Source organism: Streptomyces sp. NPDC058001, assembly GCF_042886315.1.
Taxonomy (GTDB): Bacteria; Actinomycetota; Actinomycetes; order Streptomycetales; family Streptomycetaceae; genus Streptomyces.
This window is the reverse complement of the sequence record NZ_JBHVQT010000007.1, coordinates 26,377-52,150: the sequence shown is the minus strand read 5'-3', so window position 1 is coordinate 52,150 and position 25,774 is coordinate 26,377. Positions and strand designations below refer to the sequence as shown.

General features: G+C 70.3%; 23 protein-coding genes. 15 read left to right on the top strand and 8 right to left on the bottom strand.

Features of this window, described 5'->3' with window-relative positions; all coding sequences use genetic code 11:
- Positions 1-52: 52 nt before the first annotated feature.
- Entirely contained in the window at positions 53-1,816 is a 1,764-nt protein-coding gene (locus tag ACFVT5_RS18420) for a PucR family transcriptional regulator (protein ID WP_389889425.1), read from the bottom strand.
- A gap of 292 nt (positions 1,817-2,108) precedes the next feature.
- Between ACFVT5_RS18420 and ACFVT5_RS18415 the strand changes: the two genes are divergently transcribed.
- The 5 genes from ACFVT5_RS18415 (at position 2,109) to ACFVT5_RS18395 (ending at position 8,857) form a co-directional block, all read left to right on the top strand.
- Positions 2,109-2,999, top strand: a complete 891-nt coding sequence (locus ACFVT5_RS18415; RefSeq protein WP_389888355.1) for an FAD binding domain-containing protein — start codon at positions 2,109-2,111, stop codon at positions 2,997-2,999.
- Complete coding sequence (locus ACFVT5_RS18410) at positions 2,999-3,595, top strand: (2Fe-2S)-binding protein (RefSeq protein WP_389888353.1); 597 nt, start codon at positions 2,999-3,001, stop codon at positions 3,593-3,595. Before ACFVT5_RS18415 ends, ACFVT5_RS18410 begins: the two co-directional genes overlap by 1 nt.
- A 1-nt stretch (position 3,596) precedes the next feature.
- Positions 3,597-5,978 (top strand): xanthine dehydrogenase family protein molybdopterin-binding subunit, encoded by a 2,382-nt coding sequence (locus ACFVT5_RS18405; protein ID WP_389888350.1) that lies wholly within the window; start codon positions 3,597-3,599, stop codon positions 5,976-5,978.
- A 232-nt stretch (positions 5,979-6,210) separates the two neighbouring features.
- Complete coding sequence (locus ACFVT5_RS18400; protein WP_389888347.1) at positions 6,211-7,668, top strand: NCS2 family permease; 1,458 nt, start codon at positions 6,211-6,213, stop codon at positions 7,666-7,668.
- A gap of 37 nt (positions 7,669-7,705) precedes the next feature.
- Positions 7,706-8,857 carry an XdhC family protein gene (locus ACFVT5_RS18395; RefSeq protein WP_389888344.1) on the top strand — a complete coding sequence of 384 codons (1,152 nt, stop codon included), beginning with the start codon at positions 7,706-7,708 and terminating at the stop codon, positions 8,855-8,857.
- A 52-nt stretch (positions 8,858-8,909) separates the two neighbouring features.
- Here the strand turns inward: ACFVT5_RS18395 and ACFVT5_RS18390 are convergent, their stop codons facing one another.
- Positions 8,910-9,350, bottom strand: coding sequence for an SRPBCC family protein (locus ACFVT5_RS18390; RefSeq protein WP_389888341.1), 441 nt, complete (start codon positions 9,348-9,350; stop codon positions 8,910-8,912).
- Positions 9,351-9,435: 85 nt separating this feature from the next.
- Between ACFVT5_RS18390 and ACFVT5_RS18385 the strand changes: the two genes are divergently transcribed.
- Positions 9,436-10,677, top strand: coding sequence for a cytochrome P450 (locus tag ACFVT5_RS18385; protein ID WP_389888338.1), 1,242 nt, complete (start codon positions 9,436-9,438; stop codon positions 10,675-10,677).
- 36 nt (positions 10,678-10,713) lie between these two features.
- On the opposite strand, the gene ACFVT5_RS18380 is transcribed toward ACFVT5_RS18385, so the two are convergent.
- Complete coding sequence (locus ACFVT5_RS18380; RefSeq protein ID WP_389888335.1) at positions 10,714-11,481, bottom strand: polysaccharide deacetylase family protein; 768 nt, start codon at positions 11,479-11,481, stop codon at positions 10,714-10,716.
- 457 nt (positions 11,482-11,938) lie between these two features.
- On the opposite strand from ACFVT5_RS18380, the gene kdpF reads away from it, so the two are divergent.
- From kdpF to ACFVT5_RS18355, 5 genes are all read left to right on the top strand, one after another.
- Positions 11,939-12,028, top strand: a complete 90-nt coding sequence (kdpF, locus tag ACFVT5_RS18375) for a K(+)-transporting ATPase subunit F (RefSeq protein ID WP_389888332.1) — start codon at positions 11,939-11,941, stop codon at positions 12,026-12,028.
- An 8-nt stretch (positions 12,029-12,036) separates the two neighbouring features.
- On the top strand, positions 12,037-13,701 hold the full coding sequence (gene kdpA / locus ACFVT5_RS18370) for a potassium-transporting ATPase subunit KdpA (RefSeq protein ID WP_389888329.1): 1,665 nt from the start codon (positions 12,037-12,039) through the stop codon (positions 13,699-13,701).
- Between the two features lie 77 nt (positions 13,702-13,778).
- Positions 13,779-15,875, top strand: a complete 2,097-nt coding sequence (kdpB, locus tag ACFVT5_RS18365; protein WP_389889422.1) for a potassium-transporting ATPase subunit KdpB — start codon at positions 13,779-13,781, stop codon at positions 15,873-15,875.
- Between the two features lie 20 nt (positions 15,876-15,895).
- Positions 15,896-16,561, top strand: a complete 666-nt coding sequence (locus ACFVT5_RS18360; RefSeq protein WP_389888326.1) for a potassium-transporting ATPase subunit C — start codon at positions 15,896-15,898, stop codon at positions 16,559-16,561.
- 82 nt (positions 16,562-16,643) lie between these two features.
- Positions 16,644-17,177 carry a hypothetical protein gene (locus ACFVT5_RS18355; protein WP_389888323.1) on the top strand — a complete coding sequence of 178 codons (534 nt, stop codon included), beginning with the start codon at positions 16,644-16,646 and terminating at the stop codon, positions 17,175-17,177.
- Between the two features lie 229 nt (positions 17,178-17,406).
- Here the strand turns inward: ACFVT5_RS18355 and ACFVT5_RS18350 are convergent, their stop codons facing one another.
- The gene (locus ACFVT5_RS18350; RefSeq protein ID WP_389888320.1) at positions 17,407-17,673 is read right to left on the bottom strand and encodes a GlsB/YeaQ/YmgE family stress response membrane protein; all 267 of its coding nucleotides are present in this window, start codon (positions 17,671-17,673) and stop codon (positions 17,407-17,409) included.
- Between the two features lie 211 nt (positions 17,674-17,884).
- On the opposite strand from ACFVT5_RS18350, the gene ACFVT5_RS18345 reads away from it, so the two are divergent.
- From ACFVT5_RS18345 to ACFVT5_RS18335, 3 genes are read left to right on the top strand one after another with little or no spacing between them, the layout of a single operon-like run.
- Positions 17,885-18,241, top strand: coding sequence for an ArsR/SmtB family transcription factor (locus ACFVT5_RS18345; protein ID WP_389888317.1), 357 nt, complete (start codon positions 17,885-17,887; stop codon positions 18,239-18,241).
- On the top strand, positions 18,234-20,828 hold the full coding sequence (gene mgtA / locus ACFVT5_RS18340; protein WP_389888314.1) for a magnesium-translocating P-type ATPase: 2,595 nt from the start codon (positions 18,234-18,236) through the stop codon (positions 20,826-20,828). Before ACFVT5_RS18345 ends, mgtA begins: the two co-directional genes overlap by 8 nt.
- Entirely contained in the window at positions 20,825-21,526 is a 702-nt protein-coding gene (locus tag ACFVT5_RS18335) for a lytic transglycosylase domain-containing protein (protein WP_389888311.1), read from the top strand. The genes mgtA and ACFVT5_RS18335 overlap by 4 nt, the downstream gene beginning before the upstream one ends.
- Positions 21,527-21,674: 148 nt before the next feature.
- Here ACFVT5_RS18335 and ACFVT5_RS18330 read toward each other — a convergent pair whose 3' ends face one another.
- Entirely contained in the window at positions 21,675-23,210 is a 1,536-nt protein-coding gene (locus ACFVT5_RS18330) for an LCP family protein (RefSeq protein WP_389888308.1), read from the bottom strand.
- A gap of 185 nt (positions 23,211-23,395) precedes the next feature.
- Here ACFVT5_RS18330 and tatA point away from each other — a divergent pair, with 185 nt between their 5' ends.
- The gene (gene tatA / locus ACFVT5_RS18325; protein ID WP_389888305.1) at positions 23,396-23,647 is read left to right on the top strand and encodes a Sec-independent protein translocase subunit TatA; all 252 of its coding nucleotides are present in this window, start codon (positions 23,396-23,398) and stop codon (positions 23,645-23,647) included.
- A gap of 114 nt (positions 23,648-23,761) precedes the next feature.
- On the opposite strand, the gene ACFVT5_RS18320 is transcribed toward tatA, so the two are convergent.
- The 3 genes from ACFVT5_RS18320 to ACFVT5_RS18310 all read right to left on the bottom strand — a co-directional run bounded on the left by ACFVT5_RS18320 (position 23,762) and on the right by ACFVT5_RS18310 (position 25,727).
- Positions 23,762-23,998, bottom strand: a complete 237-nt coding sequence (locus ACFVT5_RS18320; RefSeq protein ID WP_389888302.1) for a hypothetical protein — start codon at positions 23,996-23,998, stop codon at positions 23,762-23,764.
- 57 nt (positions 23,999-24,055) lie between these two features.
- Complete coding sequence (locus tag ACFVT5_RS18315; RefSeq protein WP_389888299.1) at positions 24,056-24,706, bottom strand: hypothetical protein; 651 nt, start codon at positions 24,704-24,706, stop codon at positions 24,056-24,058.
- 187 nt (positions 24,707-24,893) lie between these two features.
- Positions 24,894-25,727, bottom strand: coding sequence for an alpha/beta fold hydrolase (locus ACFVT5_RS18310; RefSeq protein WP_389888296.1), 834 nt, complete (start codon positions 25,725-25,727; stop codon positions 24,894-24,896).
- Positions 25,728-25,774 lie beyond the last annotated feature (47 nt).

Here is a 25,774-nt window from a genome sequence, read left to right as displayed (position 1 = left end):
CCACGGCGGTCCCGTGATCCACCCGCCGCACCCTCGCGCGCCCCTTGTGGCGTCAGCTCATCCGCAGTGCCAGGAAGAAATCCAACTTGTCCTCAAGGCGGGAGAGATCACGCCCCGTCAACTGCTCGATACGGCCGACGCGATAGCGCAACGTGTTGACGTGCAGATGCAGTCGGCCCGCACACCGCGTCCAGGAACCGTCGCATTCGAGGAACGCCTCCAGCGTCGGGATCAGCTCGGCCCGGTGCCGCCGGTCGTAGGCGCGCAGCGGATCGAGCAGCCGCGCCGTGAAGGCCCGCCGCACGTCGTCCGGCACGAACGGCAGCAGCAGTACGTGCGAGGCCAACTCGTGGTGCCCCGCGGCGCACACCCGCCCGGGACGCGCCGCGGCGACCCGCCGGGCGTGCCGGGCCTCCTCCAGGGCGCCGCGCAGCCCCTCGGCGGACTGCACGGGCGCGCTGACGCCGATGGTGAGCCGCTCGTCGTCGGCGAGCCCCGCCGTCAGCGGCCCCCGCACCGACCGCAGCAGCGTGTCCGCGAGCAGCCCGACCTCCTGACCGGATCCCGCCTTCTCGCCGTCTCCGGCCCCCTTGCCACCCCCGGCCTGCTCATCGCCCCCGGAGTCCCCGGCCGCCCCGACCCCCGTACCGGACAGCTCCGTCGCCGTCGGCAGCGGTACCAGCGCGACAGCCTCGTCCCCGGTGTGCGCCACCGCGATCCGGTCCGACGGCTCGGGCCCCGCCGTCTGCGGGTCGACGAGGATCTCCTCCAGGAGCGCCTGGGCCACCGGGCCGCCCTCGATCTCACCGCCGTCCCACTCGACGCGTGCCACGACCACCTGCCAGTGCGGCGCGCTGCCGAGCCCCGGCAGGAGTACCGGCGCGGCGACCCGCAGCCGCGCGGCGATCTCGGCGGGCGCGGCGCCCGTCTGCACCAGTTCCAGGATCTCCTGCGCGAGCCGCCGCCGTACCGTACGGGCCGCGTCCCGCCGGTCCCGTTCCACCGCGATCAGCTGGGTCACGCCGTACAGCAGGTCGAGGCGTTCGTCGGGCCAGTCGCCGGCGTCCGCCGCCACGGCGAGCAGCCAGTCCGACAGGACCGTCTCGCGTACGTCCCGCGTCGCCGCCGTGACGCCGCGCCCGCCGCCGCGGACCGGGAACAGCGAGTACACCGTCCCGCCCACGGTCACCCGGTGCGGTCCCCGCCGCCCGGACCGGGTCGCCGCCAGATGCTCGGCGGCGAGCGCCGCGCACACCTCGCCGGACAGCGCGGGCCCCGGCCCCGGCGCGCCCGCGACGGTCCGCCCGGCGGGGGACAGCACCCACGCCCGCAGATCGAGGTCGGTGCCGAGCAGGTCGAGCACGACGTCCGGGCCGCCGCCGGCGGGACCCGAGGTCATCAGCCGCCGGTGCCGGTCCACCACGGCCGCCAGGTCCCCGGCCCGCTCGCCCGACACCTGCCGTACGACATGCTCGGTGATCGTCGCGAACGCCACCCGCTCGTTCACCGCGAACAGCGGCAGCCGGTGCCGGGCACAGGCCGCGACGATGTCCTCGGGAATGTCGCCCAGCTCCGCCTCGCCCGCCGCGAGCGCGGCGACCCCGGCGCCCGTCAGGATCCGTACGAAGGGTTCCGCGTCGTCGGCGCCGCGCCGCCAGGCGAGACCGGTGAGGACCAGTTCGCCGCCGGACAGATAGCGGCTGGGGTCCCGCAGGTCCGTCGTCATCACCCCGCGTACCGTGCGGTCCAGCTCGTCCGCGCCGCCGAGCAGCCGCAGCCCCAGCGCGTCGGTGTCCAGGAGTGCGCGCAGCCGCATGTCTCGTCGCCGCCGATCAGTCGCGATGTCGTACATCTGTTCGATGTCGCACATCTGTGCCCATGGTCGTGGGTGTGGCCGGTGCTTGTGGTTTCCGGGGGAAGTCGAGGGGGTTAAAGGGCCTCACCCTTCATACGAATCTACAAGAGGGAGTGACTGGCCAGCCAACTCCTTCATGGTTTCGGTGACTGACACTGGTGGTGTACGGAGCTGTGTACTGAGCCCACTCCGGCCTCGGGACCGCGCTCCCGGACGCGGGGAACGGCCCACGATACGAAGAAGAGAGCCGCGCATGGACTTCCTTCGCCCCGCCAGCTGGGAGGAGGCGCTCGCCGCCAAGGCCGAGCACCCCACCGCTGTGCCGATCGCGGGAGGCACCGATGTGATGGTCGAGATCAACTTCGATCACCGCAGGCCCGAATACCTCCTCGACCTCAACCGCGTAGGTGAGTTGAGCGAGTACGAGATCGGCGAGGAATCCGTACGGCTCGGTGCCTCCGTCCCGTACACCCGGATCATGGAGGACTTGCGCCGGGAGCTGCCCGGACTGGCCCTCGCCTCGCACACCGTCGCCTCACCGCAGATCCGCAACCGGGGCGGTGTCGGCGGCAATCTGGGGACCGCCTCACCCGCCGGCGACGCGCATCCCGCGCTGCTCGCCGCGGGCGCCGAGGTCGAGGTCGAGTCGGTGCGCGGCTCCCGCCGGATACCCATCGACGCGTTCTACACCGGGGTGAAGCGCAACGCCCTGGAAGCCGATGAACTCATCCGCGCCGTCCATGTCGCCAAGGCCGACGGGCCGCAGCAGTACTCGAAGGTCGGCACACGCAACGCGATGGTGATCGCCGTCTGCGCCTTCGGTATGGCCCTGCACCCCCGGACGCGGACCGTCCGCACCGGTATCGGCTCCGCCGCGCCGACACCCGTCCGGGCCAAGGACGCCGAACTGTTCCTGAACGCCGCGCTCGACGAGGGCGGCTTCTGGGACAACGGCCGCGTCATCACCCCATCGGTCGTCAAGCAGTTCGCCGATCTGTGCGCGGCGGCCTGCAACCCCATCGACGACGTCCGCGGCACCGCCGGGTACCGCAGGCACGCGGTCGGCATCATGGCCCGCCGCACCCTGACCTGGACCTGGGAGTCGTACCGCGACACCGCCCGCGCCACCGAGGGAGCTGCGTAATGCGCGTGAACTTCACGGTCAACGGCCGTCCGCAGGAAGCCGACGACGTATGGGAGGGCGAGAGCCTGCTGTACGTCCTGCGGGAGCGCATGGGCCTGCCGGGCTCCAAGAACGCCTGCGAACAGGGCGAGTGCGGCTCCTGCACGGTCCGGCTCGACGGCGTACCCGTCTGTTCCTGTCTGGTCGCCGCAGGACAGGTCGAGGGCCGCGAGGTCGTCACGGTCGAGGGCCTCGCCGACTTCGCCCGCCAGCGGGCCGAGCGCACCGGTTGCGCGGGCCATTCCGCCGACGGCACCTCGCTCCAGGACGCCCACCAGTGGGCCGCCAAGGGCACCGACTCGCAGACCGGCGAAGGGACCCCGCTCTCGCCCGTCCAGCAGGCGTTCATCGACGCCGGCGCCGTCCAGTGCGGTTTCTGTACGCCGGGCCTGCTCGTCGCCGCCGACGAGATGCTGGAGCGCAACCCGAACCCGTCCGACGCGGACATCCGCGAGGGCCTGTCGGGCAACCTGTGCCGCTGTACCGGCTACGAGAAGATCATGGACGCGGTCCGCCTGGCGGCAGCCCGCCAGGAACGTCAGGGAGAGGCGGTCTGAGATGGGCACCACCGGCACCCCCACCAACCTCACCCAGGGCACCCGTACCAAGGGCGGCATCGGCGAGTCCACGCTCCGGCCCGACGGCACCCTCAAGGTGACCGGCGAGTTCGCGTACTCCTCGGACATGTGGCACGAGGACATGCTGTGGGGCCAGATCCTGCGCTCCACGGTCGCCCACGCGGAGATCGTGTCCATCGACACCTCCGAGGCCCTCGCCCAGCCGGGTGTGTACGCGGTCATGACGTACGACGACCTGCCGACGGAGGTGAAGAACTACGGTCTGGAGATCCAGGACACGCCCGTCCTCGCGCACGGCAAGGTCCGCCACCACGGTGAGCCCGTCGCGATCGTCGCCGCCGACCACCCGGAGACCGCGCGCCGCGCCGCCGCGAAGATCAAGGTCGACTACCGCCAACTCCCCGTCATCACGGACGAGGCGTCCGCGACCGCGCCCGACGCGATCCTGATCCACGAGAACCGCACCGATCACCACATAGGCCATGTCCCGCACCCCAACGTCGTCCACCGCCAGCCGATCGTGCGCGGCGACGCCGACGAGGCCGCCCGGCGCGCCGACGTCATCGTGCGCGGTGAGTACACCTTCGGCATGCAGGACCAGGCGTTCCTCGGCCCCGAGTCCGGGCTCGCGGTGCCCGACGAGGACGGCGGCGTCGACCTGTACATCGCCACCCAGTGGCTGCACAGCGACCTGCGGCAGATCGCCCCGGTCCTCGGACTGCCCGAGGACAAGATCCGGATGACGCTCTCCGGCGTGGGCGGTGCCTTCGGCGGCCGTGAGGACCTGTCGATGCAGATCCACGCCTGTCTGCTCGCGCTGCGCACGGGCAAGCCGGTCAAGATCGTCTACAACCGCTTCGAGTCGTTCTTCGGTCATGTCCACCGCCACCCCGCGAAGCTCTTCTACGAGCACGGCGCGACCCTCGACGGCAAGCTCACGCACATGAAGTGCCGGATCGTCCTGGACGGCGGTGCCTACGCGTCCGCGTCCCCTGCGGTCGTCGGCAACGCGTCCTCGCTGGCCGTCGGCCCCTACGCCGTGGACGACGTCGACATCGAGGCCATCGCGCTCTACACCAACAACCCGCCCTGCGGCGCGATGCGCGGCTTCGGCGCGGTCCAGGCGTGCTTCGCCTACGAGGCACAGATGGACAAGCTCGCGGACCGACTGGGCATGGACCCGGTCGCCCTGCGCCAGCTCAACGCCATGGAGCAGGGCACCCTCCTGCCGACCGGGCAGCGCGTCGACTCACCGGCCCCGGTCGCCGAACTCCTGCGCCGTGTCAAGGCGATGCCGATGCCGCCGGAGCGGCAGTGGGAGACCACCGAGGGCTCCGACGTACGCCAGTTGCCCGGCGGTCTGTCCAACACCACGCACGGCGAAGGTGTCGTCCGGGGTGTGGGCTACGCGGTCGGCCTGAAGAACGTCGGCTTCTCGGAGGGCTTCGACGACTACTCCACCGCCCGGGTCCGCCTCGAAGTGGTCGGCGGTGAGGCGGTCGCCGTGGTGCACACGGCGGCGGCGGAGGTCGGTCAGGGCGGAGTCACCGTGCACGCGCAGATCGCCCGTACCGAACTCGGCGTCACGCAGGTCACGATCGCCCCGGCCGACACCCAGGTCGGCAGCGCCGGTTCCACGTCCGCTTCCCGGCAGACGTATGTCACCGGGGGAGCCGTCAAGAACGCCTGCGAGCATGTCCGCGAGGACGTCCTGGAGTTGGGCCGCCGCAAGTTCGGCACCTACCACCCGGCCTGGGCGACCGCCGAACTCCTCCTGGAGGGCGGCAAGGTCGTCACCGACGGCGGTGAGGTACTCGCCGAACTCGCGGACGTTCTCGGGGACGACGCCGTCGACCGTGAACTCGAATGGCGCCACCGCCCGACCGAACCCTTCGACCTGCGCACCGGGCAGGGCAACGGTCATGTCCAGTACTCCTTCGCCGCGCACCGCGCCGTGGTCGAGGTGGACACCGAACTCGGCCTGGTCAAGGTCATCGAACTGGCCTGCGCCCAGGACGTCGGCAAGGCGCTCAACCCGCTGTCCGTGCTCGGCCAGATCCAGGGGGGAACCATCCAGGGTCTGGGCGTCGCGGTGATGGAGGAGATCATTGTCGACCCGAAGACCGCGAAGGTACGCAACCCGTCCTTCACGGACTATCTGATCCCCACCATCCTCGACACGCCGACCATCCCCGTCGACGTGCTCGAACTCGCCGACGACCACGCGCCGTACGGCCTGCGCGGCATCGGCGAGGCCCCCACCCTGTCCTCGACCCCGGCGGTCCTGTCCGCCATCCGCCAGGCCACGGGCCTGGAACTCAAGAGAACCCCGGTCCGCCCGGAACACCTGACAGGCACCTGACGCCCTGCCCTGCGGGCAGGCGTGCCGCAGGGCGGCACGGGTGGGCGCAGGGCACCCCGGTGCCGGGCAACTCGAATCTCAACGGCGCCCAGCACCCGTAACAGAAACACCGGTACACCACATCTCGGGCCGTCCCCCGGGTCGTGCAGCCGACATCCATCCCAAATCCCGCACCGGCACTCCCCAGGAGTCCCCGGACGGGTGTCCCTGTGAACCTTGGGAGTAGGCAACCATGACCCACTCATCAGTGGAGCCCGGAACCACCGCAGAAGACGCGGGCGCGGGGACGCGCCAGGCGGCGGGCAGGTCCTGGCTCGACCGTTACTTCCACATATCCCGGAGAGGATCCTCGGTCGCGCGCGAGGTGCGCGGCGGCGTCACCACCTTCATGGCGATGGCGTACATCCTGCTGCTCAACCCGCTGATCCTGTCCGGCAAGGACGTGGCGGGGAACACGATGGGGCAACAGGCCCTCATCACCGCGACGGCGTTCGCCGCCGCCCTCACCACCCTGCTGATGGGCTTCGTCGGCAAGGTGCCGCTCGCCCTCGCCGCCGGACTCTCCGTGTCCGGGGTGATCTCCTCGCAGGTCGCCCCGGCGATGACCTGGCCCCAGGCGATGGGCATGTGCGTGATGTACGGCGTCGTGATCATGCTTCTGGTGGTCACCGGGCTGCGCGAGATGATCATGAACGCGATTCCGCTCGCGCTCAAACACGCCATCACGATGGGCATCGGCCTGTTCATCGCCCTCATCGGCCTCTACAAGGCCGGGTTCGTCCATCAGGGCGAGGCCACCCCGATCACCCTCGGCCCGGCCGGTGAACTCGCCGGGTGGCCCGTCCTGCTCTTCGCGGCGACCCTGCTGCTGATCTTCATGCTCCAGGCCCGCGACATCCCGGGCGCCATCCTCATCGGCATCATCGGCGGCACGGTCGTCGCGGCGATCCTCAACGCGGCCGGTGTCATCGACCCGAAGCAGTGGGCGAACGGCGCTCCCGAACTGCACGGCGGCGCGGTCTCCGCACCCGACTTCTCGCTGTTCGGGAAGGTCGAGTTCGGCGGCTGGGGCGAGGTCGGCGCGATGACCGTCGGCATGATCGTGTTCACGCTCGTACTCGCCGGGTTCTTCGACGCGATGGCCACCATCATCGGCGTCGGCACCGAGGCCGAACTCGCCGACGACAAGGGCCGGATGCCGGGCCTGTCCAAGGCGCTGTTCATCGACGGCGCGGGCGGCGCCATCGGCGGAGTCGCGGGTGGCTCGGGCCAGACCGTGTTCGTCGAGTCCGCGACCGGCGTCGGCGAAGGGGCCCGTACCGGGCTCGCCTCGGTCGTCACCGGACTGTTCTTCGCCGCCTGCCTGTTCTTCACGCCACTCACCGCGATCGTGCCGCAGGAGGTCGCGTCCGCCGCGCTCGTCGTCATCGGCGCGTTGATGATGATGAACGCCCGGCACGTCGACTGGGGCGACCGCGCCACCGCGATCCCCGTCTTCCTGACGGTCGTGATCATGCCGTTCACGTACAGCATCACGGCCGGTGTCGCGGCGGGTGTCATCTCCTACGTCGCCATCAAGATCGCCCAGGGCAGGGCCCGGGAGATCGGCGCGTTCATGTGGGGCCTTGCGGTGATCTTCCTCGTCTACTTCGCCCTCAACCCGATCGAAGGCTGGCTCGGCGTCCACTGACGCGCGACGCCCTCCACGCACCCGTAAGGAGACCGAGATGCTGGACATCGCTGACGAGTTGTACCGGTGGGTCGGGCAGGGCCGTGACTTCGCCGTGGCGACGGTGGTCGCCGTGGGCGGCAGTGCGCCCCGGCAGCCGGGCGCGGCACTGGCCGTCGACGCCGAGGGCACGGCGATCGGTTCGGTGTCGGGCGGGTGTGTGGAGGGCGCGGTGTACGAGTTGTGCCGGCAGGCCCTGGAGGACGGTACGTCGGTCCTGGAGCGGTTCGGGTACAGCGACGAGGACGCGTTCGCGGTGGGCCTGACCTGCGGGGGTGTCATCGACATCCTGATCACCCCGGTCCGCGCGGACACCCCGGTGCGGGAGGTGTTCGCGGCGGCTCTGGCGGCTGCGGTGGCGGGCGACGCGGCGGCGGTCGTACGGGTCGCCGACGGGCCCGCCGAGTTGCTGGGCGGTGTGCTTCTGGTCCGCCCGGACGGGTCCCGCGCGGGTGGTTTCGGCGGGGATACGGGGCTGGAACGTACGGCGGCCGGTGAGGCGCTGGCGATGCTGGACGCGGGGCGGACCGGGACGGTGCAGATCGGTGCGGCGGGATCACGCTGCGGTGAGCCGGTGACGCTCCTGGTCGAGTCGTCGGTGCCCGCGCCCCGGATGATCGTGTTCGGTGCGATCGACTTCGCGTCGGCGCTGGTGCGGATGGGCAAGTTCCTCGGCTACCGCGTGACGGTGTGCGATGCCCGGCCGGTGTTCGCGACGCGGGCCCGCTTCCCGGAGGCGGACGAGATCGTGGTCGACTGGCCGCACCGCTATCTGGAGCGTACGGAGGTCGACGGGCGGACGGTGTTGTGTGTGCTGACACATGACGCGAAGTTCGATGTGCCGTTGCTGCGGCTGGCGTTGCGGTCCCCGGTCGCGTACGTGGGGGCGATGGGGTCCCGGCGTACGCATGAGGACCGCGATCGGCGGCTGCGTGAAGTGGGTGTGTCGGAGTGGGAGTTGGCGCGGCTGCGGTCGCCGATCGGCCTTGACCTGGGGGCGCGTACGCCGGAGGAGGTGGCGGTGTCGATAGCGTCGGAGATCGTCGCCGTCCGCCGGGGCGGCAGCGGCGTCTCGCTGACCGGAGCCCACACCCCGATCCACCACGACGAACCCCGCCCGTCACCGGACCGCCTCGACTCGGTCGCCTGACCACGGGCACACGACCGGCGGGGAGTGCCGGCGTCAGCGGAAAGCGCCGGTGTCAGTCGTCCGCCAGCAGCCGTGTGACCGCCCTGCCGAACAGCGTCCGCCCCGCGCGGGCCAGCAAACCGTCGGCGGCGGACGGCAGCCACCGGACCCGTAGTTCCTCCCGCCATACCAGCCGGGAACCCGACATCCCGTGCGCGTAGACCTCGATCTCGGCCCAGCCCGTGACGAAGGTGCCGCGTTTCTCCAGCCGGCACAGGCCCGGTGCCGTCGTGGTCGGTGGATGCCAGGTCACCACGTCCATCGGGTCGTCGAACCCGAGGCGCCCGACGCCGGTACGGGCGACGAAGCGGGTTCCGGTGCCCGACGGCGGGGGAGTGACGACCGTGACCCGGGTCAGCGGCACCGTCCTACTGTGCCGGGGCCAGTCCGTGAGCCGGCGCCACACCTCGGCGGGCGGCAGCGGAGATTCCCGTACGAGCGCGATGAGGGCCACCCGGCGATCGTAGGCGGGCTGTCGTGGCGCGGGGGTGTGCGGCACGATGGGCCCGACCGTATTCGCGTTCCCGGAGGGGTGTCCCATGGACCCTTCACCCTTGCCACCACTCGCACGGCTCGACGCCTTGCAGCGCGATCCCTATCCGGTCTACGAACGGGCCCGGCGCGCCGACGGGCTCACCTATGTCGAGGAACTCGACGCCTGGCTGGTCGCACGGGACGCGGACGTCCGCGAAGTGCTGCGCCGACCCGACGAGTTCTCGTCGGCCAACGCCCTGCGCCCGGACGTCATGCCGTCCCCGGCCGCGCTCGCCGTCCTCGGCGGCGGCTCCGCCCGGGGGGCCGTCGTGCTCAGCGCGGACGGCGCCCGCCATCAGGAGTTACGCGCGCCGATCGTCCGCGCGCTGTCACCGGCACGGGTCGCCGCCGTCCGGCCGTACGCCGTCGAGCGGGCCACCGCCCTGGTCGACGCCTTCGCCGAGGACGGCGAGGCCGAGCTGATGGCCGCGTACGCGCGGCGGCTGCCCGGCGAGGTCATCGGGCGGATCGTCGGCATCGACCCCGCCGATGTGCCCACCGTCGTCCAGGGCGGCCACCGCGCCGAGCAACTGCTGTTCCGGCCGCTCCCGGAGGACGAGCAGATCGCCGCCGCCCAGGACATCGTCGCGATGCGGCACATCCTCGACGCCGCCGTACGCGCCCGCCGGGCGGCGCCGCGTGACGACCTGTGCTCCGAACTCGTCGCCGGGCTCGTCCCCGGCACCGACGACCTCGACGCCGAGGACCTCACCCCCGCCCAGAGCGCGGAATGCGTGGCACATGTGCAGAACCTGCTGCTCGCCGGGCATCTCACGACGACCGCGCTGATCGGTACGACGCTGCTGCATCTGCTGTGCCACCCGGACCAGTGGGACCTGCTGTGCGCCGAGCCGGAGCGGATCCCCGACGCCGTCGAGGAGGCCGCGCGCTACGACACCGCCCTCCAGGGGTTCCGCCGGGTCACCACCCGCCCTGTGTCGCTCGCCGGTACCGAACTCCCTGCGGGCGCACCGGTGTTCGTCGCGTTCGGCGCGGCGGGCCGGGACGGCGCCCGGCACGGGCGGCCCGACGTCTTCGACATCACCCGCGCTCCCGCCCGCCATCTCGCGTTCGGGCACGGCGTGCACGGCTGCCCCGGCTCCCAGCTCGCCCGCGATCAGGTGCGGCTCACGCTGGAGCTGTTCACCCGGCGGCTGCCCTCGCTGCGGCTCGCCGGTGACCGGCCGGTGACCATGCGCCCGACGATGATCCATCGCTCTCCGGAGACGCTGCACCTGGTGTGGTGACCCGGTCGGCGGGGCGACCCGTCAGGGGCGGTGGCGTCAGGGGCGGTAGACCGTGCCCGGCTCCGGGGCGGCGGGGGCCATCAGCTGCGGCACGGTCACGAACACGTACCCCCGCTTCTTCAGCTCGTCGACGATGCCGGGGACGGCGGGCACGGTGCCCCGGTAGATGTCGTGCAGCAGGATGATGCCGTCCCGCTCGGTCCGGTCGAGCACCCGCTGCTCGATCAGTGCCGAGTCCTCGGTCGTGTAGTCCTTCGCGGTGACGCTCCACAGCACCTCGGAGAGGCCGAACTCGCGGCAGATCTCGTGCACCGTGTCGTTGGTACGGCCCTGCGGCGGGCGCATCAGTGTGGGTCTGCGGCCGATCAGCTTCTCTATCGCGTCGTCGGGCCGCTTCAGCTCCTCGCGTATCTCGTCCGGCTTGATCTTGGTGAGGATCTTGTGCGACCAGGTGTGGTTCGCGATCTCGTGGCCCTCGGCGTCCATCCGCTTGACCAGCTCGGGATAGCGCTCGATGTGCCGCTTGCCGAGCAGGAAGAAGGTCGCGGGCACCTTCTTCTCCTTGAGGATGTCGAGCAGCCGGGTGCTGTTCTCGCTCGGCCCTGCGTCGAAGGTGAGCGCCACACACTTCGCCTCACGGCAGTCCACCGTCCCGAACGTGCCCTTGCCGTCGTCGCCGGCGTTCTCGCGGGCCGTGCTCGGCGCGGTCGTGTCCAGCCGTGCGCACCCGCTCATCGCGAGGGTCAGGGTCACGAGCACGGAAAGAAGCGCGGCGGCAGGCAACCTCGACGGCGTTCGGCGCATCTTTGTTGACGCATTCACGTTCTTTCGTGATGCGTACATCTTTCGGGTGGACATGGCTCGAAGCGCGGACAGGAAGCCGCGCTGGTGATGTGCAGGCATAGAAGCACTATACATAGCGTGTATACACCGCATGTATAGAGGGTGTCGGTTCCCCGAAATCCGCCGGGAATTCCCTCGCGCTTACGCCACCGGGTGATCTTTTTGCAGGTCAGAGGCGTGTTGGGGACGTGTCGGGGACGTGGGTGCGATACGGCGTACGGAAGCCGTCAATACCGTGCGGGGCGGCGTAAGAGCCCCGTCAACGCCGGTCGTGAAGCGCCGGAAAGAAGGTTTCCTCTAACCGTCCGCTTGATCCATTTTCCGCCAAGGAGCTAACGATGGCCGATGTGGCCTTCGTCGTCACCGTGATCGCCGTGTTCGCACTGGTGGCGCTTGTCGCCAAGGGGGTGGCGAAACTGTGAGCGTCGAGAACATCGTCGGCCTCGTCGTCGCCGTCGCCCTGCTGGGATATCTCATCCTCGCCCTCCTCTTCCCGGAGAGGTTCTGAGCGCCGACATGAGCCCCGAACTCGCCGGAGTGCTTCAGCTGCTCGCGCTCGTCGCGGCACTGGCGCTGGCCTACCGCCCGCTGGGCGACTACATGGCCCGCGTGTACTCCTCCGAAAAGCACCTGCGTGCCGAGAGATGGATCTACAAGAGCATCGGCGCCAACCCGAACGCGGAGATGCGCTGGCCCTCCTATCTCCGCTCCGTCCTCGCCTTCTCCGCCGTGGGCGTCCTCTTCCTCTATCTCCTCCAGCGGATCCAGGGCGGACTGCCCGGATCCCTCGGCTTCTCCTCGATCGAACCGGCCCAGGCGTTCAACACCGCCGCGTCCTTCGTCTCGAACACCAACTGGCAGTCGTACTACGGCGAACAGGCCATGGGCCATGTCGTGCAGACCGGCGGCCTCGCGGTGCAGAACTTCCTGTCCGCCGCCGTCGGTATCGCGGTCGCCGTGGCGCTGGTCCGCGGCTTCGCCCGGTCCCGTACCGGTGAACTCGGCAACTTCTGGGCCGACCTGGTGCGCGGCACCGTACGGATCCTGCTGCCCATCGCCGTCGTCGCCGCCGTCGTCCTGGTGGCGTGCGGCGCCATCCAGAACTTCTCCGGTATCCACGAGGTCGGCCAGTTCGCCGGCGGCTCGCAGCAGTGGAACGGTGGCGCGGTCGCCTCGCAGGAGGCCATCAAGGAACTCGGCACCAACGGCGGCGGCTACTTCAACGCCAACTCCGCCCACCCCTTCGAGAACCCCAACGCGTTCTCGAACCTGTTCGAGATCTTCCTGATCCTGCTGATCCCTTTCGCGCTCACCCGCACCTTCGGCACGATGGTTGGCTCGGTCCGCCAGGGCTACGCGATCCTCGGCGCGATGGTCACCATCTGGATCGCCTTCATCGCCCTGATGTGGTGGACCGAATTCGCCCACCGAGGCCCCGCGTTCGAGATCGCGGGCGGTGCCATGGAGGGCAAGGAGACCCGCTTCGGGATCGGTGCCTCGTCCATCTTCGCGGTGTCCACGACGCTGACCTCGACCGGCGCGGTCGACTCCTTCCACTCGTCGTACACCGGACTCGGCGGCGGAATCACCATGCTCGGCATGATGCTCGGCGAGATCGCGCCCGGTGGTACCGGCTCCGGTCTCTACGGCATGCTGATCATGGCGATCATCGCGGTGTTCCTCGCCGGTCTGATGGTGGGCCGCACGCCCGAGTACCTGGGCAAGAAGATCGGCACCCGCCAGATCAAGTTCGCCGCGTGCTACATCCTCATCACCCCGGCGCTCGTCCTCGTCTTCACCGGCGCCGCGATGGCCCTGCCGACCCCGGGGAACTCGATTCTCAACCCGGGCGCGCACGGATTCTCCGAGATCCTCTACGCCTATACCTCCGGCGCCAACAACAACGGTTCCGCGTTCGCGGGACTCAACGCGAACACCGACTGGTTCAACACCACGATCGGTCTGGCGATGCTGCTCGGCCGGTTCCTGCCGATGGTGTTCGTGCTCGCGCTCGCCGGTTCGCTCGCCGAACAGCGGCCGGTGCCGGTCACGGCGGGCACCCTGCGTACCGAGAAGCCCCTGTTCACCGGACTGCTCGTCGGCACCATTCTCATCGTCACCGGTCTGACGTACTTCCCCGCGCTGGCCCTGGGCCCGCTCGCCGAAGGACTGGCGTCATGACCCCCCGTACCGGCAAGAACGCACCGGACAAGAACACGCCGGACACGAACGCACCGGACCAGAACACAGAGGGCTCCATGTCCACAGCCACACCCACCCCCGCGCCGCACCAGGACGTGCCGACCGGGCACAAGGACGAAGGGCGCGTCGGCGCGGGCCTGTTCGACGCGCGGCAACTGGTGAAGTCGCTGCCCGGCGCGTTCCGCAAGCTCGACCCCCGGGTGATGGTCAAGTCGCCCGTCATGTTCGTCGTCCTGGTCGGCTCGGTCCTCACGACCGCGTTCTCGATCTCGAAGCCGGGCGACTGGTTCGGCTGGGCGATCTCCGCCTGGCTGTGGCTCACCGTGATCTTCGCCAACCTCGCCGAGGCCGTCGCCGAAGGACGCGGCAAGGCGCAGGCCGACACCCTGCGCAAGGCCAAGACCGACACGGTCGCCCGCCGGCTCAATGGCTCCGCGGAGGAGCGCGTACCCGGCACCGATCTGCGGATCGGCGACCTCGTCGTCTGTGAGGTGGGCGACATCATCCCCGGCGACGGTGACGTGGTCGAGGGTGTCGCCTCGGTGGACGAGTCCGCCATCACCGGTGAGTCGGCCCCGGTCATCCGCGAGTCCGGCGGTGACCGCTCCGCCGTCACGGGCGGTACGAAGGTGCTGTCCGACCGGATCGTCGTCAAGATCACGACGAAGCCGGGCGAGACCTTCATCGACCGCATGATCAGCCTGGTCGAAGGCGCGGCGCGGCAGAAGACGCCGAACGAGATCGCGCTGAACATCCTGCTCGCCTCGCTGACGATCGTGTTCCTGCTCGCGGTGGCGACCCTGCCGCCGTTCGCGGACTACGCGGGCACGCACCTCAGCATGATCGTGCTGGTCGCCCTGCTGGTCTGTCTGATCCCGACGACGATCGGCGCGCTGCTCTCCGCGATCGGCATCGCCGGCATGGACCGGCTGGTGCAGCGCAATGTCCTCGCCATGTCGGGGCGCGCGGTCGAGGCGGCGGGCGATGTGTCCACGCTGCTGCTCGACAAGACCGGCACCATCACGCTCGGCAACCGTCAGGCGTCGGAGTTCGTGCCGGTGACCGGCACCACCGAGGCCGAGGTCGCCGACGCTGCGCAACTGTCGTCGCTGGCCGACGAGACACCCGAGGGCCGCTCCATCGTGGTCCTGGCGAAGGAGAAGTACGGGCTGCGCGAGCGCCACCAGGGCGAACTCGCGGGCGCCGACTGGATCGCGTTCACCGCCCAGACCCGGATGTCGGGTGTGGACGTGGACGGGCGCGAGATCCGCAAGGGCGCCGCCGGTTCGGTCCTCACCTGGGTCAGGGAAAAGGGCGGCACGGCGTCCGACGACGCGGGACGTCTCGCGGGCGAGATCTCGGCGGCGGGCGGCACTCCGCTCCTCGTCGCGGTCCACGACACCGACGGCGCACGGGTCCTGGGCGTCATCCACCTCAAGGACGTCGTCAAGGACGGGATGCGTGAACGGTTCGGCGAGCTGCGCCGGATGGGCATCAAGACCGTCATGATCACCGGTGACAACCCGCTGACGGCGAAGGCCATCGCGGACGAGGCCGGCGTGGACGACTTCCTCGCGGAGGCCACGCCCGAGGACAAGATGGCCCTCATCAAGCGGGAACAGGCCGGCGGAAAGCTCGTCGCGATGACGGGCGACGGCACGAACGACGCGCCCGCGCTCGCGCAGGCCGATGTGGGCGTCGCGATGAACACGGGCACCTCGGCCGCCAAGGAGGCCGGGAACATGGTGGACCTGGACTCCAACCCGACCAAGCTCATCGAGATCGTCGAGATCGGCAAGCAACTCCTCATCACCCGGGGCGCGTTGACGACGTTCTCCATCGCCAATGACGTCGCGAAGTACTTCGCGATCATCCCCGCGCTGTTCGCCGTGGTCTACCCGGGCCTGGACAAGCTCAACATCATGCGGCTGTCCTCGCCGGACTCCGCGATCCTGTCCGCGGTCATCTTCAACGCGCTCGTCATCATCGCGCTCGTACCGCTCGCCCTGCGCGGGGTCCGCTACCGGCCGGTGAGCGCGGACAAGTTGCTGCGGCGCAACCTCGGGATCTACGGACTCGGCGGCCTGATCGCGCCCTTCATCGGCATCAAGATCATCGATCTGCTGATCTCCCTCATCCCCGGGCTGCACTGAACAGGAGCGTGTCGACAGCCATGAACAACTCGGTCACCAACACCGCCCGGCTGTTCGCGGCGGGCCTGCGGGCCCTCCTCGTACTGACCGTCGTCACCGGAGTCCTCTACCCGCTCGCGATCACGGGCATCGGGCAGGGCCTCTTCGGCAACAAGGCCAACGGCTCGGAGATCACACACGACGGCAAGGTCGTGGGCTCCGCACTCATCGGGCAGGCGTACAACCTGCCCCTCAAGGAGGGGCAGCAGACCCCGGAAGCCGACCTCAAGTGGTTCCAGGGCCGCCCGCAGAACGGCCTCGGCACCAACACCGTCAACACCCAGTACAAGCTGATCCTCTCCGGCGCGACCAACCTCGCCGGGGACAACGAGAAGCTGGTGAAGCTGGTCAAGGACGCCAAAGCCGCCGTGATCAAGGACAACTCGACGCCCGGCTACACGGTCAAGCCCTCGCAGGTGCCCGCCGACGCGGTCACCTCGTCGGGCTCCGGACTCGACCCGGCCATCTCCCCGCAGTATGCGGACCTCCAGGTGCACCGGGTCGCCGAGAAGAACCACCTCACGGTCGACCAGGTGCGGAAGTTGGTCGACGAGAACACCCAGGGGCGTCAGCTCGGCTTCATGGGTGAGCCCACCGTGAATGTCCTCCAACTGAACATCGCCCTCAAGGATCTCACCAAGAGATGACCAAAGGGATGACCAACTCCCCACGCTCCGACGAGTTTTGAGGGAGCATCACCTCTCGTTCTGTTCGCCGGAGGTGGTAGGTATGATGTCGTCCTCGTCGACGGGTGTGCTGGCGCGCGTCCCCGAGCTGCTGCGGGGCGTGCCGCCGGAACAGGCGGGTGCGGTGTGGCGGCTGTCGGCCGAGGCCCGGCAGCTCGACGCCCATGTCGTCAGGCTGGGTCCGGACGCGCCACCGGTCGCGCACGTGGAGCCCGATCTGGACGTCCTGCTGTACGTCACCGGGGGCAGCGGTTGGCTGACCACCGGTGGCAGCAGGCAGGACCTGGTGCCGGGCTCGGTCGCCTGGCTGACGCACGGTATGGCGCGGACCCTCGTCGCGGGAGGCGAGGGGCTGAGCTATCTGACCGTGCACAAGCGCCGTCCGGGTCTGGCCGTCCGCTCGTCGGCGGCACCGGACAAGGGCGGCGCGGACCGCGACGGTACGGAAGGGAACGGCGCCCGCGGGCGTGGGGCCAGGTCGGTCGTCTGCGCCGACTGCGGGCACTTTCCCCGGGAGTGGGACGCCCGGTTCTGTGCCAGGTGCGGGGCACGCGTGATGCGGCAGGGGCAGAGGTAGACGTCGGTCCGGCCGGACCGGGTGCGGGAGGGGACCCGCCGCCGACGCGCTGTGGGTGGGGTGGGCGCGCCGGCGGCGGGCGACTGGGACGGCGTCGGAAGGTGACGCCGAAGGAGGCGGGTGAACGCCTCCAGAATCTACAGCACTGTAGAAGTTACCGTAAGGAAGTGTCTCGACGGCCGGGAGGGTGACCGGCCCCTGGGTCGGCCGGTCGGTCGGTGGTGACCGGTCAGTCCCGGGAGTTGCCGAACAGCAGGCGGTAGCCGATCAGCAGGACCAGGGAGCCGGCGATCGCCGCGCCCCAGGTGGTGAGGTCGAAGAACTCCTTCTGGATGGGCCGGTCCAGGAACTTCGCGGAGAGCCAGCCGCCCACGAAGGCGCCCGCGACACCGATGAGAGTGGTGCCGATCAGCCCGCCCGGGTCCCGGCCGGGCAGCAGGATCTTGGCGATCGCCCCGGCCACCAGTCCCAGGATGATCCAGCTGATGATGCCCACGGTGTCGACTCCTCGCGTACGATGATTCATTGCTTGGTTGCGCAACTGTACAGACGGTGAGGGAGACGCGAGAAGAGCGCCTGCGGTTGCGCCCCTGGACCGCGTACCCGGGGAGGTGTGACCGCACGCCTAGACTGAGCGGCACATCCGGAACCTCTTCGTACGGGCCGGACACACCGACGGACAGACAAGGCAGAACGGGAGAGGCACCGTGGCGGCAGAGGCCGGCGACTTCGAGGATCCGCCCGCCGACGTACTGGCGGAGGCGGCTGCCGCCTTCGGGCTGCTCGCGTCGCCCGCGCGGCTGCACATCGTGTGGGCCCTCGCGCAGGGCGAGAGCGATGTGACCGGGCTCGCCGAACGCGTCGGCGGCGCGCTGCCCGCGGTGAGCCAGCATCTGACCAAGCTGAAACTGGCCGGGCTCGTACGGTCCCGGCGCGAGGGCCGGCGGCAGGTGTACTTCGTCGACGACACGGACGTGGTGACCGTGGTGCGGCTCATGGTCGGCCAGCTGACCGACCGCGCCGCGCATCCCGCCGCGCGCCCCCTCCGCGGCCTTGGTGCCTGAGACCGCCGCGGACCTCACCTCCTTGCAGGTCCTGCGGCACGTGGACAGCGGGCCGCGCGGGCTGACCGACGCCCAGGCCGAGGAACGGCTCGTCACCCTCGGCGCCAACACGGTGCCCGCCTGGCGCGCACCGTCCTGGCCCCGGCTGCTCGTCCGCAGTGCGCGCGACCCGTTCACGGCCGTCCTGCTCTGCCTCGGGCTCGTCTCCTCGCTGGTCGCCGCCTGGGGCACCGCCTGTGTGATCCTCTTGCTGGTCGTCGTCAGCTGCGTCCTGCGCTCCGCCGGCGAGCACCGTGCCGACCGTTCCATGGCGTCGCTGCGGGACCTCGTCGCCACCACGGCCACCGTCCTGCGCCGCACCTCGCGGGACGGGACACCCCGGGCCCGCGAGATCCCCGTCGAGGAACTGGTGCCCGGCGATGTCGTCCGGCTCGGACCCGGCGACCTGGTACCCGCCGATGTGCGGTTGCTGCGGTCCGGCGGACTCACCGTCCACCAGGCGGCGCTCACCGGGGAGTCGGCGCCCGTGGCCAAGGGCGCCGTGGACGCACCAGGTGTGACCGCGCTCGCCGGGCCGACCGGACCGCCCGACCCGTTCGGGGTGCCGCAACTCTGCTTCCAGGGCAGCAGCGTCGCGTCGGGCAGCGGGACCGCCGTCGTCGTCGCGACCGGCCCCCGTACCCGGTTCGCCGCCGCGCACCGCCCGCCCGGCCGCCGCGAGGCCAGCGCCTTCGACCGCTCCGTGCACGGCATCTCCTGGGTCCTGATCCGGTTCATGCTGCTCACCCCGCCGCTGGTCCTGATGGCCAACGCGGCGCTGCGCGGACGCGGCCTGGAAACCCTGCCGTTCGCCGTCGCGGTCGCCGTCGGACTCACCCCCGAGATGCTGCCGGTCATCGTCACCACTTGTCTGGCCCGCGGCGCCTCCCTGCTCGCCCGCACCCACGGCGTGATCGTCAAACGGCTGCCCGCGCTGCACGACCTCGGCGCCGTCGACGTCCTGTGCCTCGACAAGACCGGCACCCTCACCCAGGACCGACCCGTCGTCGACCGGGCACTCGACGCGGCCGGGCGCGACGCCCCCGACGTCCTGCGCTGGGCCGCCGTGAACTCCTGGTGGACCCTCCAACTCGCCGACCTGCCCGCGCCCGATGCCCTGGACGAGGCGATCCTCGACGCCGCCGACGAGGACGAACCACTGCGCTACGACGGCGTGACCGCCCTGCCCTTCGACCCGGTACGCCGCCTCGCCACCGCTGTCGTCCGGCCTCCCGGCCGCCTCGGCCTGCACACCCTCGTCGTGAAGGGCGCCGTCGAATCCGTCCTGGAACGCTGCGCCCTCGACCCGGCCGAGCGGGACGCGCTGCTCGCCCTCGCCGCACGCGAGGCGGACAGCGGACTACGGCTCCTCGCGGTCGCGACCGCCGAACGGCCCGCCCGCACCCGCGACTGGACGCCCGCCGACGAACGCGGACTCACCTTCGCCGGCTTCGTCGCGCTGCGGGACGCCCTCACACCGACCGCCGCCGACGCCCTCAAGGTCTTCGCCGACCGGGGCGTCGCCGTCAAGATCCTCACCGGCGACCACCCCGGCACCGCCGCCCGCGCCTGCCGTGACCTCGGTATCGACCTCGGCCCCGGCGACCTCCTCACGGCCGACCGGATCGACGGCCTCACCGACGCCGAACTCGCCCGCGCCGCATCGCGTACGACGGTCTTCGCGCGCTGCACACCCGAGCACAAGGCCCGTATCACCGACGCCCTGCGCGCCGCCGGACACACCACCGGCTTCCTCGGCGACGGCGTCAACGACCTGCCCGCGCTGCACGCCGCCGACGTCGGGATCGCCCCGCGCCAAGCCGTCGACGTGACCCGCGAGAGCGCCGACGTGGTGCTCGCCGAGAAGGACCTCATGGCCATCGACCACGCCATCACGGCCGGCCGGTACAGCAGCGGCAACATCGCCACGTATCTGCGGATCACCCTGTCGTCCAACCTCGGCAACGTCATCGCGATGCTCTCCGCCGGTCTGCTGCTGCCCTTCCTGCCGATGCTGCCCGCGCAGGTACTCGCCCAGAACCTTTGCTTCGACGCCGCGCAACTCGCCTTCGCCTACGACCGTCCGCACCCCGTCGCGCTGCGCCGCCCGACCGTGCTGCGGCCCCGGGACTTCCTCCGGTTCATCACCGGCTTCGGCACCCTCAACGCCGTCGCCGACCTCGCCACCTTCGCCGTCCTCTTCTTCGCGCTGCACACCTCCGGCGCGGCCGACAACGAAGAGGTTTTCCACTCCGGCTGGTTCACCGAGAACCTGCTGACCCAGGCCCTGGTGATGCTGCTGCTCCGCGCGGGCAGCCGCAGCGCGCAGGGCCGCGCGCCGAGCCCCGTCGCCTGGGCCGCGGCCGGACTCGCCGCCGTAGGACTCCTGTTGCCCCTCTCACCGCTCGGCCCGCTGCTCGGCATGGAGGCCCTGCCCGGCCTCTACTATCTGCTGCTCGCCGCCGTCCTCGCCCTGTACGCGACCGGCCTGATGGCCGTACGGGCGCGCTATGTACGGCGGTCGGTACGGGCCGGGATCGCGCCGTGAGCGGGGACACGCCGTCGCGCGGACGGTGGCGCTGGGTCGCGCTGCCGGTGGCGGCGCTGGCCGTCTGGGCGGTGGTGCGTGGCGGCTCGGACACCGGGAGCGCGGCACCGCCGAGTTCGCCGACCCCGCACGCGTCGGCCACACCGTCGAAGCCCCCGTCGCAGCACCCCTCACCCTCACCTTCACCCAGTGAAGGGCTGTCCGGCCCCTACGACCCCGCCGACTACGCCACCCAGGTCCGTCACCGGGCCCAACAGGCCGGAGTCAGCCCCCAGTTGGTCATGGCGGTCCTCTACAACGAGTCGTACAAACCGCACGACCCGGATCTGGAGAGGGCCTGGCAGCGGTACAAGCCCGACGCCGCGTTCGGCATCGGGAACATGCACCGGGCCACCTTCGACCTGACCAAACGCGGACGGGACTTCGCCGGCCGGCGCTGGGATGAACTCCCCGACGACCGGGACCTCGCGATCGAGTCCACCGCCTGGTATCTGCATGATCTCGGCGCCCAACTCCCGTCCCACTGGACCGGCCCCCACACCCGCGACGAACTCCTCGCCCTGGGCTACAACACCGGCGCCGGCAACATGCTCGCCTTCGCCCGAGGCACCCACCCGGGCACCCAGGCCCAGTCGTATCTGACCCGCCTGCACGACAACTGGGAGAAGGCGGGCAAGGCGGTCGCCGCTCGGCCATGAGGGCACGGAGGCGCGACACCGGCGCATGAATCGGTCCGACGTACGGTTCCCCGGGCCCACTTCCGTACTTCCGGCCGGTCCACCGCGCGCCCGCACTCGCTCTGGCGGATCAGGCGCCGCGTGAGCTGACGACCCCTGGTCATCCGTGTCATCCGTACGACAGGTTCGAGCACGGGTTGTCGTCGGCCGAGCGGGCGTCGTCGGTGACCTTGGAGGGGATGGCCGTCGGTTCGGTGGCGGCGGGGGGTGAGGGGTTCGCCGCGTACGCCGAGCCGACGACGACATTGATGCCGGCCGTCGTCGTGGACTGAAGCTTGGCCCCCGAGAAGAGACGGGCGGCGGTCTTCGCCTTGTCCTGCTGTCCCGGCCCGTACTCGATGAGCGTGCCGGTGTGGTCCTGGGTGCTCGCGGTCGCCGTGCCGGTCACCGTGAACCCGTGCTTCTTGAGGGTGTCGGCCGCCTGCGCGGCGAGACCGGTGACGGTGGTGCCGTTGTAGACGGCGACGGCGACATCGGCGCCCGACACCGGTCCGCTCGGGCTCTTCGGGGCGCTCGGCTTGTCCTTCTTGCCGCTGGCGTCCGTGCCGTCGATGGTGCGGTCCGCCTTCAGCGCCGCCCACAGCGCACTGGCGTCCGGCTCGACGATCGCGACCCGACTGCCCTCGTAGCGCCAGGGGATGGTGACGAACTTGGTGTTGTGCAGATCGATGTTCTTGAGCGACATGGCGAACGAGATCAGCTTGTCGGCGGAGCCGAGGCCGGGGTCGACGGTCATCGAATTGGTGGCCGCGTCCGCGAGCGGCAGCAGCTTGGTGGGAGTGAGCCCGTCGCTCTTCACCTTCTTCATCAGGCTTGCCACGAAAGCCTGTTGGCGCTTGATCCTGCCTATGTCGGAGCCGTCGCCGATGCCGTGCCGGATACGCACGTAGTCCAACGCCCGCTGACCCGCGACCTCCTGCTCCCCCTTGTGGAACAGGAGCTTGCCCTGCGTGGGGCGGCTGGGGCTGAGGTCCTTCTGGTAGATGTCCTGCGGCAGACAGACCTTGACGCCGCCCACCACATCGGTGAGCGCGGCGAACCCCTTGAAGTCGACCACCACGGTGTGGTCCACGCGCAGCCCGGTGAGATGTTCCACGGTGTTCTGCGTGCACGCCGGGTTGCCCTTGGCCGTCTGGCCCACGGAGTACGCCGCGTTGAACATCGTGTTGTCCTGTGGCCGGGTCCAGGTGCCGTCGGGCAGTTTGCAGGGCGGGATGGTGAGCAGGGTGTCGCGGGGGATGGACACCGCGACGGCGTGCTTGTGGTCGGCGTACACATGCAGCAGGAAGGCGGTGTCGGAGCGGCCTATGTCGCCCTTGTCGCCGCCGCCGAGCGCGCTGTTGCCGCCGGTACGGGCGTCGGAGCCGATGACGAGGACGTTCTGACCCTTGGATGCCGCCGCGTCGGGCCGGTTGTCGGAGAGGCCGTCCGCGCCGAATGTGTCGATGTTCCCGTTCAGCTTCAGATACATCCAGCCCGCGCCCGCCGTCGCGAGGACCACCAGCGAGAGGAAGATCAGCAGGGCCAGGCGCAGCCCGCCGCCCTTGCGGCGCCGCGCGGCGCGGGCGGCGGCCCTGCCCCCGGGCGCGACCTCCGCGTGGGCGCCCCGGCGCCGTGGGGGTGCCGCCTGCGGGCTCCGTGTCATCTGCGCACCCCTCGTTCGGTCCGTATCCACCCGGCGGTCGTCCGGTTCGGGACCGGCTCAGTACCGCTCGGTCAGGAAGACGGTTGATCCTGCCTCTTGGTTGTACAGTTGCGCAATGTAGCAATCTTTAGTGGGCGCCTTCCGGGCGGTCGGCGCCCTTGGCAGGAGAGGACGGGACGACGGGAATGTTGCGCAACGGGCTGGAACCCTGGCATCTGCTGATCGTGGCGATCGTGCTCATCGTGCTGTTCGGCTCCAAGAAACTGCCGGACACCGCACGGGCCGTGGGGAAGTCCCTGCGGATCCTGAAGAGCGAGACGAAGGCGATGAAGGAAGAGGGGGCGGCGGGCGCCTCGGGTGCGACGGCCTCGACGGCGGCCCCGACGGTGGAAGGTACGGCACGGCTCGCCGCCGAACAGCGCGACGTCACGCGCTGACGCGAGCCGCTTGCCACTGTGAACCGCGCGCCGGCGCGCATACGGCCCGACCCCGAGGTGGGGCCGGGCCGCCGCTCGTCGGCCATGCGTACGCGCTCGCCCCGTACCCGCTTCTCAGGGGCTCGCGCCGTCGAACCCGTACCGCACGGGCTCGTCGCCGTCCCGCAGGACGCGCCGGTACACGTACAGCGCCTCCACCTTCACCCGGGCTTCGTGCGGTGCCTCGTCGACCTCGCACGGATAGGTCACCTGGACCACCGATGGCCGGTCGACGACCCGCATCCGCAATCCGTCGGCGGGTCCTCCGGAGAGCACCGCCGTCTCCCACTCCGCCACTGCTTCAGCATCCATATGAATACTTTAAAGGTTGCGCAATGCTGAAAGTGAAGTGTGGGTGGCGAGGTCTTGTCAGGAGCCCAGCTTGCCCTTGATGTCGGCGATCTGGGGTCCGGTGTCCTGGGACGGGACCCGCCAGGCGTGCGGAGCCTGCGTACCGTCCGTGTAGACCAGCTTCCCCTGCTGGGCCTGCGCGGGCGTGATGTCGAAGATCCGGGCACGGGTCGCTGTCGCCCCCGGCTCGATGGGGCCGGACGCGACGTACCCGTCGAGGGTGACCTGTCCGGCGCTGCCGCCGCCCGGGGCGACCGGCTTGCCGTCCGGGCCGATCCACTGCCAGCCGCCGTCCGGTGCCGCCTCCTCGTCGGCGGGGTTCGCGGTCATCGACTTCTCGCTGAGGACCACGATCGCGAACACGCCGTTCTGCGGGGTCGCTCCGCCGGTCTTCGTGGCGTAGACGACGGTCGTCGGGGTGATCTCCAGGATGCCGACGGTCTTGCCGCCGACAGTCCTGGCCGGTTCGGTGAATCCGATCGCGGTGGGACCCGAGTCGTCGCCGGCCGGTGCGTCGGTGGCGGTGGCGGTGGGGCTCGGCTTCGGCTGGGTCGCCGTGGAGGTGGGCGACGGCTTGGTGTCGACGGAGTCGTCGGTGTCGCCCTCGCAGGCGGTGAGGGCGAGACAGGTGACGGCCGTCAGGCTGACGGCGATTAGGGCTCTGCGCATGATTCCCCCCAAGGCTTCGGTACGCAGGGGGACCGTAGCGCTCATAGATGGCGCGCAGGAGGCCGGTCGCGGACTTGGGACGTACGGGATACCGCCGTGACAGATCCGCCGCATTCCCACCCGCCCCATGGGCCCCACCACCCCCGGCGGTACGGGACTCGCGACCGGCCTGTTGTCGTGTGTGGTGTCAGTCGGCGAGGAAGTCCAGGAGGGCCCGGTTGACCTCCTCCGGGTGGGTCCAGGCGATGTTGTGCGGGCCGCCGTCGACGGCGACGAAAGTCAGGTCCTTGATCAGACCGGGCAGCCGGCTCGCGGTCGCCGCGTACGGCAGGATCCGGTCGTCCGTGCCGTGCACCAGCAGGGTCGGCACATCGATCTCGGCGAGATCCGCGCGGAAGTCGGTGAGCCAGGTGTCGACACAGTCGTGCGCGGCCTGCGGGGAAGCTCCCACCGCCACGATGAAACTGCTCAGCCATGCCTGCTCACTGATGCGCGTACCGGAGTAGACGTCCACGTTGTAGAAGTTGTCGAGGAAGTCCTTGAAATAGGCGGGCCGGTCGGCGATCACGGCCGCCTTGATGCCGTCGAAGACGGACTGGTCGACGCCCTCCGGATTGTCGGCGGTCTTCAGCAGGAACGGCGGGAGCGCCCCGAGGAGCACCGCCTTGCGGATCCGTTCCGAGCCGTAGGTGCCGAGGTAGCGGGTGACTTCTCCGGTGCCCATCGAGAACCCGCAGAGCACCGCGTCCCGTAGATCGAGATGGTCGATCAGCGCCTTGAGGTCGGCGGCGAAGGTGTCGTAGTCGTAGCCCACACTCGGCTGGCTCGACGCGCCGAACCCGCGCCGGTCGTAGGTGATGACCCGGTACCCGGCGGCGAGCAGCACCCGCTCCTGCTTCTCCCAGGAGTGCCCGTTCAACGGATACCCGTGGATCAGTACGACCGGCCGCCCGGTGCCGTGGTCCTCGTAGTACAGCTCGATGGGGGCGGAGTTCTCTTCACCGACGGTCAGATACGTCATGGTCTTCTCCTCGCTTTCTCCTCGGGGTACTGGGTGCCCGTGACGGT